General features: G+C 64.1%; 10 protein-coding genes. 3 read left to right on the forward strand and 7 right to left on the reverse strand.

The window, feature by feature from the left end; all coding sequences use genetic code 11:
* Positions 1-6: 6 nt before the first annotated feature.
* Both ACTRWG_RS18075 and ACTRWG_RS18080 read right to left on the reverse strand, forming a co-directional pair.
* Complete coding sequence (locus ACTRWG_RS18075; RefSeq protein WP_027235042.1) at positions 7-222, reverse strand: hypothetical protein; 216 nt, start codon at positions 220-222, stop codon at positions 7-9.
* Positions 223-369: 147 nt separating this feature from the next.
* Positions 370-1,374 (reverse strand): LacI family DNA-binding transcriptional regulator, encoded by a 1,005-nt coding sequence (locus ACTRWG_RS18080; RefSeq protein WP_259971904.1) that lies wholly within the window; start codon positions 1,372-1,374, stop codon positions 370-372.
* A 143-nt stretch (positions 1,375-1,517) separates the two neighbouring features.
* Between ACTRWG_RS18080 and gap the strand changes: the two genes are divergently transcribed.
* Together gap and ACTRWG_RS18090 are read left to right on the forward strand one after the other, a co-directional pair.
* Positions 1,518-2,546, forward strand: a complete 1,029-nt coding sequence (gene gap, locus ACTRWG_RS18085) for a type I glyceraldehyde-3-phosphate dehydrogenase (protein WP_027235044.1) — start codon at positions 1,518-1,520, stop codon at positions 2,544-2,546.
* A 238-nt stretch (positions 2,547-2,784) separates the two neighbouring features.
* Positions 2,785-3,855 (forward strand): Mrp/NBP35 family ATP-binding protein, encoded by a 1,071-nt coding sequence (locus ACTRWG_RS18090; protein ID WP_027235045.1) that lies wholly within the window; start codon positions 2,785-2,787, stop codon positions 3,853-3,855.
* Between the two features lie 282 nt (positions 3,856-4,137).
* On the opposite strand, the gene ACTRWG_RS18095 is transcribed toward ACTRWG_RS18090, so the two are convergent.
* From ACTRWG_RS18095 to phnC, 5 genes are all read right to left on the reverse strand, one after another.
* Positions 4,138-4,752 (reverse strand): LbetaH domain-containing protein, encoded by a 615-nt coding sequence (locus ACTRWG_RS18095; protein ID WP_027235046.1) that lies wholly within the window; start codon positions 4,750-4,752, stop codon positions 4,138-4,140.
* Between the two features lie 32 nt (positions 4,753-4,784).
* On the reverse strand, positions 4,785-6,149 hold the full coding sequence (phnE, locus tag ACTRWG_RS18100) for a phosphonate ABC transporter, permease protein PhnE (RefSeq protein WP_462829744.1): 1,365 nt from the start codon (positions 6,147-6,149) through the stop codon (positions 4,785-4,787).
* On the reverse strand, positions 6,146-7,015 hold the full coding sequence (gene phnE, locus ACTRWG_RS18105; RefSeq protein ID WP_462829745.1) for a phosphonate ABC transporter, permease protein PhnE: 870 nt from the start codon (positions 7,013-7,015) through the stop codon (positions 6,146-6,148). The genes phnE (ACTRWG_RS18100) and phnE (ACTRWG_RS18105) overlap by 4 nt, the downstream gene beginning before the upstream one ends.
* Positions 7,016-7,114: 99 nt before the next feature.
* Positions 7,115-8,017 carry a phosphonate ABC transporter substrate-binding protein gene (gene phnD / locus ACTRWG_RS18110; RefSeq protein WP_027235049.1) on the reverse strand — a complete coding sequence of 301 codons (903 nt, stop codon included), beginning with the start codon at positions 8,015-8,017 and terminating at the stop codon, positions 7,115-7,117.
* 65 nt (positions 8,018-8,082) lie between these two features.
* Complete coding sequence (gene phnC / locus ACTRWG_RS18115; RefSeq protein ID WP_462829746.1) at positions 8,083-8,901, reverse strand: phosphonate ABC transporter ATP-binding protein; 819 nt, start codon at positions 8,899-8,901, stop codon at positions 8,083-8,085.
* 217 nt (positions 8,902-9,118) lie between these two features.
* Between phnC and rpe the strand changes: the two genes are divergently transcribed.
* The gene (gene rpe / locus ACTRWG_RS18120) at positions 9,119-9,808 is read left to right on the forward strand and encodes a ribulose-phosphate 3-epimerase (RefSeq protein ID WP_462829747.1); all 690 of its coding nucleotides are present in this window, start codon (positions 9,119-9,121) and stop codon (positions 9,806-9,808) included.
* The last annotated feature ends 7 nt before the right edge of the window (positions 9,809-9,815 follow it).

A 9,815-nucleotide genomic window follows, 5' to 3' on the forward strand; every position in this document is an offset into this window, starting at 1 on the left:
ACGGCGTCAGCCGCTGACGTAGACCTTGTCCTTCGGGTAGTAGAAGATCTTCTGATTGTGCAGCCGGCCCAATAGCTCATGAATGCGGCGCAGGGTTTCCTCCTCGCTGCTGCCCGCCGCGGGAAGCGCCTCTGACAACGTGTCCCGGGTGGTCTGCAGGGCGGTTTCGATCAGCTCCATATCCGCGACGGACAGTTCGAACATGTCGTTGTACTGGGGCATCGGGGCTCCTTCTCGGGTTGGGTTGACTGAACGGGCTGATTACAGGCTGCCCCAAGGCGTGCCGCAAAGCCATCAAAAAGCGCCGCAAACGCCGGTGAGCAGCCCTTTCCGCAGAAACTGCCGCCTGTTTCAGTTGGCCGGAGATGGTCAGAGCGTCTCGCCCAGGCTGATAGCCGGGCACAGGCGGTCAAAAACCAGCCCCTCCGTGCCGCCGGCCTCACGCGATTGCAGGATGACGCGCGCCGCGCGCTCCCCGATCTCCCGGCGGCAGGCGTCCGTTGTGGCCAGTTGCTGCGGCAGCCCCTGCAGGATCTGCAGGTTGTTGAAACCGGCAAGCGCAATATCGCCCGGCACCGTCAGCCCGGCGGCCAGGCAGTGCATCAGCCCGCCAACGCTCATCACGTCGCTGGAAAAGTAGATGCAATCAAGGTCCGGGTTGCGCCCCAGCATCTGCGCCGTCAGCTGGCGCCCGGTCTGGATCGCGCTTTCGCCGGAGTAATGCTCAATATCGCTCAGCGTTACCCCTTGCGCGGCCAGCCCGTCGGTGAAGCCGTCAAAGCGTTTCCGGGCGCGGAAGTCCTGCGGCATCTTGGTGCCGATAAAACCGATCTTGCGGTAGCCGCGGGCCAGGATCTGCGCCGCCATATCGCGCCCTGCCTGCAAATGCGAAATGCCGACGCAGTGGCGCACCGGATCACCGTCCACATCCATCACCTCGACCACCGGGCAGTCCGCCTGCTGCAGCATCCGCCGGGTGGCTTCGGTGTGTTCCAGCCCCGCAACGATCAGCCCGGAGGGCCGCCAGCTGAGCATTTCCCGGATAACGCTTTCCTCCTCCTCCAGGTCATAGCCGGAGATCCCGACCACCGGTTTCAGCGGGCTGTCCTTCAGCACCGCGGAAATCCCCGACAGAACCTCCGGAAAGACAAAGCTGTTGAGCGAGGGCACCACCACCGCCACCAGGTTGACCGATTGCGAGGACAGGGAGCCGGCAATCCGGTTCGGCACATAGCCATGGCTACGGGCGATTTCCTCGATCTTTGCCTTGGTCTTGGCAGAGACGTCCGGGGCCCCGCGCAGCGCGCGGGAGGCTGTCATTTCGCTGACCCCGGCCAGCCGGGCCACGTCCTTAAGAAGCAATTTCTTCGTCATACCGCCATGCTCCTGCAGATCGCGGGCCGCTGCAAGGGCAGCTCTGCCGCCGCGGGGGTTGATTTTCGTTTCCGTTATCGGTATCGGTATCGCAACCGTTATCGCTACCGGCTTTGATCCGGTGCCACAGCCGGAGATCAGAGATGACACTGAAGATTGCAATCAACGGATTCGGGCGGATTGGCCGCGGAGTGCTGCGGGCGCTGCTGGAAAGCGGCGAAAAGGACATTGAGGTGGTGGCCATCAACGACCTGTCGCCGCCGGAAACCCTGGTGCACCTGCTGAAATACGACAGCGTGCACGGGCGCCTGAAAACGCCGGTATTCCTGGCGGATGACCTGATCCGCGTGGGCCATCACAGCATCCGCCTCACCGCCATCCGCAACCCCGAAGAGCTTCCCTGGCAGGACGTGGACATCGCCTATGAATGCACCGGACTGTTCACCGCCCGCGACGATGCAGCGCGGCATCTTAAGAACGGCTCCAAGCGGGTGCTGATCTCCGCGCCGGGCAAGGACGCCGACCGCACGGTGGTTTTCGGCGTCAACCACATGGATCTGACGGCAGAGGATGTGATCGTCTCCAATGCCTCCTGCACCACCAACTGCCTGGCACCGCTGGCAAAGGTGCTGGATGAGGCGTTCGGGATCAAAACCGGCTACATGACCACCATCCACGCCTACACCGGCGACCAGCCGACCCACGACACCAGCCACAAGGATCTGTACCGCGCCCGCGCTGCTGCGCTGTCGATGATTCCCACGTCCACCGGCGCCGCCCGGGCGATCTCTGAGGTGCTGCCGCATCTGAAGGGGCGGCTGGAAGGCTCGGCCATCCGGGTGCCCACGGCGAATGTCTCTGTCGTGGACCTGAGTTTTGTGCCCGAGCGCCCCGCCAGCGCCGAGGCGGTTAATACCGCGGTAAAAGCGGCTGCCAGCAACGGGCTGGCGGGCATCCTGTCCTACGAGGACGATCCGCTGGTCTCCGTCGACTTCAACCACGATCCGCATTCCAGCTGCTTTGCCGCCGCGCAGACCGCGGTCACCGCCGAAGGGCTGGTGCGGGTGGTCAGCTGGTATGACAACGAATGGGGCTTCTCCAACCGCATGGTGGACACCGGCCGCCGCATCGGCGCCGTGATGGGCTCCGCCGGGATCGCTTTGGCCAGCTGACGGCGTCCTCCCGCCCGTCGTCCGGCCCCCAAGGGGCCTCCTCCCGTTGGGCCCGGCGCCGCGCTGATGCGCGGCGCCCTCGCGTTTGCCGCATGGCTTCGGGGCTTTCAGCAACGCCAGACCGCAAAAAGCTGACTCCAGGATGCGCTAAATCAAATTCGGGGCCGTGTACGGCTGGCATGACCTGCGGAATTGCGCCAGAACAGGCGCAAGACTTGACCAGAAGCAGGAGACCGGCGTGACCGTCACCCGTGAAACCGTCCTTGAGGCGCTCAAATCCATCACCGACCCCGTCAGCGGCAGCGACATCGTCAGCGCAGGCATCGCCCGCGCAGTGACCGTCGAGGGCAGCACCGTCCGCTTTGTGCTGGAGATTGATCCCGGCAAATCCGAGGCCTACGGCCCCGTGCGCGACAAGGCCGACGCCGCGGTGGCGGCGCTGCCGGGGGTGGAGAAGGTCTCGGCGATGCTGACCGCCCATTCGGAAAAGGCGCCGCCGGAGCTGAAACCCAAGAAAGCGGCCCAGCCGCAGCAGCAGGCGCCGCAAAAGGTGCCGGGCGTGGCGCGGATCCTGGCTGTGGCCTCTGGCAAGGGCGGCGTCGGCAAGTCCACCGTCTCGGCCAATATCGCCTGCGCGCTGGCAATGCAGGGGCGCAAGGTAGGGCTTCTGGATGCCGATGTTTACGGTCCCTCCCAGCCCAAGATGCTGGGTGTCAGCGGCCGGCCCGCCAGCCCCGATGGCAAGACCATTCTGCCGCTGCGCAACCATGGCGTCACCATGATGTCTATGGGCCTGATGACCGGCGAGGATCAGGCGGTGATCTGGCGCGGGCCGATGCTGATGGGGGCGTTGCAGCAGATGCTGTTGCAGGTGCAGTGGGGCGATCTGGACGTGCTGATCGTCGACCTGCCGCCGGGCACCGGCGACGTGCAGATGACGCTGGCGCAGAAGACCCGCGTGGACGGCGCCATCGTTGTCTCCACCCCGCAGGACGTGGCGCTGATCGACGCCCGCAAGGGCATCGACATGTTCCGCAAGATGAACGTGCCGGTGCTGGGCATGATCGAGAACATGTCGACCCACATCTGCTCCAACTGCGGGCATGAGGAGCACGTCTTCGGCCATGGCGGCGTCGCTCAGGAAGCGCAGAAATTGAACGTGCCGCTGCTGGGCGAGGTGCCGCTGCACCTGGACGTGCGCCTGGCAGGCGACAACGGCACGCCGATCGTGGCCGCCAAACCCGGCAGCGCTCAGGCCAAGGTCTTCCTGGACATCGCCACCCAGCTGGTCGACGCAGGCGCCGCGTAAACCTGCCCGCCCCGGGTCACGGGCCGCAAAACGGCGGCGCGCAGCGCCGTTCATCTTTGCGCCTTGGGTGGCTGCAATCACGATAGACATCGCGCTTCAGGGCAGAACGGGCCCTGAAGTGCCTACCGGCAGTGAGAACCGGAAACGGGATGACCCGGGAGATCATTCGAGGCTCGAACGGGCGGAGGCCTCTCCTTTCCCCGCCGCGCAGCGGCGCAACGCCCAACTGCGACGGGCATCCTTCGAATGCACAGGAACAGGTGGGAGCCGCCGCCCGCCGGATCAGGCGTATTTCTCCAGAAACTCCTCCGCCCGCAAATGGCGGAAGTCCGGCAGCGCCGCACGCAGGGCATCGTGGTCCCAGTCCCACCAGGCGAGATCCATCATCTGCTCAGCCGCGGCTTCGGTATAGCGGCGCCGGATTACGTGCGCGGTGTTGCCGCCGACGATGGTGTAAGGCGCCACGTCCTTGGTCACGATTGCCCCCGAGGCCACAACCGCCCCGTGGCCGACGGCCACCTCCGGCTTGATCATCGCGCCATGGCCGATCCATGTGTCGTGGCCGATACGGGCGGTGCGTCCGGCCCTGCGGCCAAACCAGTCCGCGTCGTCCCCTGCATCCTCCCAATAACTTGCGGAGCGGTAGAGGAAATGATGCTGCGACGCCCGTTCCATCGGGTGATCCGTGGCGCCAATGCGGACGAAACTTGCAATATTGGCGAACTTGCCGATCTGCGCATTGGCGATGTCGCAGGTCCGGTCGCAATAGCTGTAATCTCCGAACACCGAATTGGCGATACGGCTCCCCGCGCCGATCTCGGCATAGGCGCCGAAGGTGCTGCCGGTGATCTGGCAGTCCGGATGAATGAGCGGAGCTTCTGCTTTCAAACGGGTCATTCCATGTCCTTTCCCAGCGTCGCGCCCGCGGATCAGGGCAGCAGGAAGGATTTCCCCTTGCGCTCCTTGCGGCCGGCCCTGCCGCCCTCGCCCTTGATCAGGCGGCGGCGCAGCCAGCCGGAGAACCAGTCCATCAGCATCACCATCAGGATGATCAGGGTGATGTAATAGGCCACTTCCTCCCAGTCCTTCTGGGTGATGATCGCCTGGGTCAGCAGCAGCCCGATGCCGCCGCCGGTGATCGCGCCGATGATGGTGGCGGAGCGGGTGTTGGATTCCAGGAAGTAGAGCAGCTGGCTCAGCAGAACCGGGATGATCTGCGGGATCACTCCGAAACGGTAGCGCTGCAGCGGCTTGGCCCCGGTCGAAGCCACACCCTCGATCTGCTTCTGGTCGACGTTTTCCAGCGCCTCGGAGAAGATCTTGCCGAAGGTGCCGGTGTCTGTCACCAAGATCGCCAGCGCACCGGTCAGCGGGCCGGGACCGAACGCACGCGCCAGCACCACCGTCCAGATAAGCGAGTCGACGCCGCGTACGAAATCAAACAGGCGGCGCATGGCAAAGCGGACGCTGCGCAAGGGCATGAAGTTGCGCGTCGCGGCAAAGGCCAGCGGCAGCGCAATAATGCCCGCTCCAACGGTGCCGAGAAGCGCCATCAAAAGGGTTTCGGCAATCGCCCAAGCCACATCCTGGTGGCGCCACATCTTGTTGGTCCAGAACTCCTGGAAGATCGCGCCGGCCTCACCGGAGGCAGCACGCTGCAGCAGCTCCCCTGCCCCCATGCCGTGATAGGGGCTGTCTAGGGTGAAGAAGAACAGCTCCCACCCTGTGAAATAACGGAACACCTCGGCCCGGTTGCGGGTCACGGTCAGGCGGCCGGCATCTGTGGTGACGGCCAAACGGTTCTTGGAGACGCTGATCCACTCAGGCACAGCCCCCGGCGGCAGTTCTGCCTGCACACCTGCGCTGCGGCTCGGGGTGGCGCGAACAGTGCCATAGCCGGGGATGATGTATTCGATGGTTTCGGTCCCGAAGGTGACCGTATGGCCGTCCTCCAGGTCAATCACCGTGGTCCCGCCCAGGGCCACCCAGTCCGGTGCGGAGCCCGTGGGATAGGCGCCCTTGCGCTCCCCCTCGATGGCCACCGACACTTCACCGCTGCGGTTGTCGCGGGTGACATGGGTCTTGTAGCTGTAGCTGTCACTGACCAGGGTCTTGGCGTTGTCCAGGCTGGCACGCTCCCACAGGCCCGGCAGATCGAAGGCCACAAACACATAGGCCAGATAGGCCAGCACCGCGGCAGGCAATGCGAAATTCATCAGCCGCTTTTTCAGGAACAGCCGCGAGATGTCCGACTTCAGATCAACCGGTGTCAGGGTGGTGTCGAAAGTGGTCATGCCTTCGCTCCATGGGTCAGGCGGTCACGCAACAGGCCGGACAGCTGGTCAACGGCCACGATGGTGACAAACAGGAGGACGAAAATCGCAGCGGCCTCGTCATACCGCCCCTGCCCCCAGGACATGGCATTCTTCAGCTCATAGCCAATGCCGCCCGCGCCGACGAAGCCGAGGATGGCAGAAGCGCGGATGTTGATCTCAAACCGCAAAAGCGCGTAGCTGACGTAATTCGGGCCGACCTGCGGGATCACCCCAAGCGTCATCCGCTGCGCCCAGGTGGCGCCGACCGATGTAAGGCCTTCAACCGGCTTCAGCGAGGCGTTTTCGTTCACCTCGGAGAACAGTTTGCCCAGAGCGCCGGCAGTGTGAATGGCGATGGCGATCAGGGCAGGCACCGGCCCGCCGCCCAGGACAAAGATCAGCACCAGCGCAATGACAATTTCCGGGATCGCCCGGCAGATGTCGCTGATGCGCCGGAACAGCGGGATCAGCGCGGGCCACGGCGCCATGCCGCGGGTCGCCAGCAGTGACAGCAGCGTGCCGAACACCGCGCCCGCCAGCGTCGAGGCGGCAGCAATGTTCAGCGTCTCCACCAGTGCCGGGAAGAAATGCACCAGGTGTCCGGGAAGCTCCATGGCCTTTTCTGTTGCCTCAGCCAGCACTTCGGAAGGGTAGTCGAAGATGCGGGTGAACCCGTCGGCAAAGGAGCCGGCATTGCGGGCGTCCGCGGTGCGGAACCCCGCCGCCATCAGCGCCACGAAGACCGCCAGGAGGATGCCGCCATAGAGCCGCTTGCGCTGGGTATGGGCGGTGTAGTGCTGCCGGATGTCTTCAATGCCCGGCCGGACGGCTGTCAATTCTGCCATTTGGGAATCCTGGTCTTCAATGGATGGCCAGTACAGACGCCATCAAGGAAATTACGGGGCCCGGGCAAGCCCGGAACCCCGCAGAGCACCGTACTGAAATTACTGGGACTTCAGTTTGCGGGCTTCGATGATCACCTCATACGCATCATGGGTGATCGGGTCGAAACTCTTGGCTTCGCCGGCCGCCACGCCGTAGAAGCAGTCGCGGTCGATTTCGCTGAGATTGTCCATCAGCGCGGTCATCTTGGCTTTGACGTCCGCCGGCAGGGCCTTGCGCAGAACCACCGGACCTTCCGGGATCGGGGCGGATTTCCAGATTTCCACCATGTCGTTCATATCGACCAGGCCAGCGTCAACCGCACGGCGCAGCGCGCCCGACTGGTAGCCGTCTTCCCATTCGCCGAGGCCATCGGCCCAGGTCACACCGCCGTCGACGTCGCCATTAGCAACCGCGACGATGGTCTGCTCATGGCCGCCTGTGAACTTCACTTCACCGAAGTAGTCACCGGAGTCCATGCTGGCATTGATCTTGTTCGGGATTTCGATCGACGGGATCAGGTAGCCGGAAGTGGAGTTCGGGTCGCCAAACCCAAAGGTCTTGCCCTTCAGATCATCCAGTGAGGTGATGCCGCTGTCCTTGCGGGCAAAGCCGACCGAGTAGTAGCCATAGCCGCCGTCGGTGTTCACCTTGACCAGAACCGGCTCAACCGCTTCGGGATCGGACAGGTAGGTCTTGGCATAGCCCGACGCGCCCAGCCAGGCCATGTCGATGGTGCCGCCCAAGAGGCCCTGAATCACGCCGTTATAGTCTGCAGGCGCAAACAGCTTGGTTTCGACGCCCAGTTCTTTCTCCGTGTACTCACGCAGGCATTCGTTGTTGTTCAGACGGTCCTGAGCGTTCTCGCCGCCCAGGATGCCGATGCGGAATTCGGTGATCTCCTCTGCCGCAACAGGCGCGGTCAGCGCAGTGGTCGCCAGGGCGGCAGCAATCAGCTTTTTCATCTTTTGTCTCTCCGGTTGGTCTGCCCCGGGGAGCAGACCCCGGGTCGATGAAGTCAGGTCAGGGATTATTCGGCAGGAATGGCGGCGCGCAGGGCGTCCGCCTTCTCCAGTGTTTCGATTTCGGTTGAGGTGGCAGCCTCGGAGAATGCCTCTCCGGCGCCGTAGATCTCGCGCGCCACACCGGTGGTCAGCTGCTCCGGCAGCCCGTCAAAGACGATACGCCCGTCGCGCATGCCGACCACCCGGTCGCAACAACGGCGCGCAGTGTCCAGCGTGTGCAAGTTGGCAATGACGGTGCGCCCGTCCTCTTCGTGAATGCGGCGCAGCGCCTCCATCACGGTCTGGGCATTCATCGGGTCAAGCGAGGCAATCGGCTCATCCGCCAGGATGATCTTCGGGTCCTGCATCAGCGCCCGGGCAATCGCGACCCGCTGCTGCTGACCGCCCGACAGGGCCTCGGCCCGCTTGGCCGCATGTTCGGCGATGCCCAGGCGGTCCAGGATGTCGATTGCCGTGTGAATGTCGTCCATCGGGTAGAGGTTGAACAGCGTCGCCATCGCGTTGCGGCGGTTCAGTGTGCCATGCAGCACGTTGGAGACCACATCCATCCGCGGCACCAGGTTGAACTGCTGGAAGATCATCGCGCAGTCGGACTGCCAGGCACGCTTGTCCTTGCCCTTCAGCCCGGTGATGTCGCGCCCTTCAAACAGAATGCGGCCATCGCTTGCGTTTTCCAGACGGTTCAGCATCCGCAGCAGCGTGGATTTGCCCGCGCCGGAGCGGCCGATGATGCCGATCATGCAGGGCTTGTCGATGTCCAGCGAGGCCGCGTCCACCGCGGTTTTGTCGCCGAATTTCTTTGTCAGCTTGTCAATGCGCAGCACGGGTGGCGCTCCCTTCTCTTTGCGGGATTGCCTAAGGGCTTTGCTCAAATCCTATGTGTCACTGCCGTGAAAGTTTTGTAACGCCGCCTGCCGCAACCCCAGGCCGTTGCGCAACCGGAAACCGGCCTTGGCGGCATTCTGCCCCTGTCCAGACGGGGCTGCAGCGGCTATATGGCCTCCGACTCCTAAAATTCCCTTTGCAAAAGGAAGCTGCCAGATGTCCTTTGACCGCAAGATCAAGATCGCGCCCTCCATCCTGTCCGCCGATTTCGCCAACTTCGGCCAGGAGATCCGGGCCATCGAAGCCCAGGGCGCCGACTGGGTGCATGTGGATGTGATGGACGGGCATTTCGTGCCGAACCTCACCTTTGGCCCGCAGGCAGTGAAGGCGTTCCGCCCGCATGTGAAGACGGTGATGGATGTGCATTTGATGATCGCGCCGGTCGATCCCTATATCGACGCCTACGCCGACGCCGGCGCTGACGTGCTGACCGCCCATTTCGAGGCGGGCCCGCACATCCACCGCACTCTGCAGGCCATCCGCGCGGCCGGCATGAAGGCAGGCGTGGCGCTGAACCCCGGCACTCCGGCGGAGGCGGTGGAGCACCTCCTGGACCTGACCGATCTGGTTTGCGTAATGACCGTGAACCCGGGCTTCGGCGGCCAGAAGTTCATCGACATGACCGCCAAGGTCCGCCGCCTGCGGTCGATGATCGGCGACCGCCCTGTGCATATCGAGATCGACGGCGGCGTCGACCCAACCACCGCACCGCTTGTGGCCGAGGCCGGTGCGGATGTGCTGGTCGCAGGCTCTGCCGTGTTCAAGGGCGGCTCGGTCAGCACCCCGGAGGTCTATGGCGAGAACATCCGCAAGATCCGTTCCGCGACCGAAGGCACCTGGGCGTAAAGCGGGG

It is taken from the genome of Leisingera sp. G5_S3_59_S7, from assembly GCF_054968485.1.

Excerpts from the sequence above, each read along its gene's own strand:
- ACTRWG_RS18075 (WP_027235042.1), bottom strand. The coding sequence starts at position 222 with ATGCCCCAGTACAACGACATGTTCGAACTGTCCGTCGCGGATATGGAG.
- ACTRWG_RS18080 (WP_259971904.1), bottom strand. The coding sequence starts at position 1,374 with ATGACGAAGAAATTGCTTCTTAAGGACGTGGCCCGGCTGGCCGGGGTC.
- gap (WP_027235044.1), top strand. The coding sequence starts at position 1,518 with ATGACACTGAAGATTGCAATCAACGGATTCGGGCGGATTGGCCGCGGA.
- ACTRWG_RS18095 (WP_027235046.1), bottom strand. The coding sequence starts at position 4,752 with ATGACCCGTTTGAAAGCAGAAGCTCCGCTCATTCATCCGGACTGCCAG.
- phnE (WP_462829744.1), bottom strand. The coding sequence starts at position 6,149 with ATGACCACTTTCGACACCACCCTGACACCGGTTGATCTGAAGTCGGAC.
- phnE (WP_462829745.1), bottom strand. The coding sequence starts at position 7,015 with ATGGCAGAATTGACAGCCGTCCGGCCGGGCATTGAAGACATCCGGCAG.
- phnD (WP_027235049.1), bottom strand. The coding sequence starts at position 8,017 with ATGAAAAAGCTGATTGCTGCCGCCCTGGCGACCACTGCGCTGACCGCG.
- rpe (WP_462829747.1), top strand. The coding sequence starts at position 9,119 with ATGTCCTTTGACCGCAAGATCAAGATCGCGCCCTCCATCCTGTCCGCC.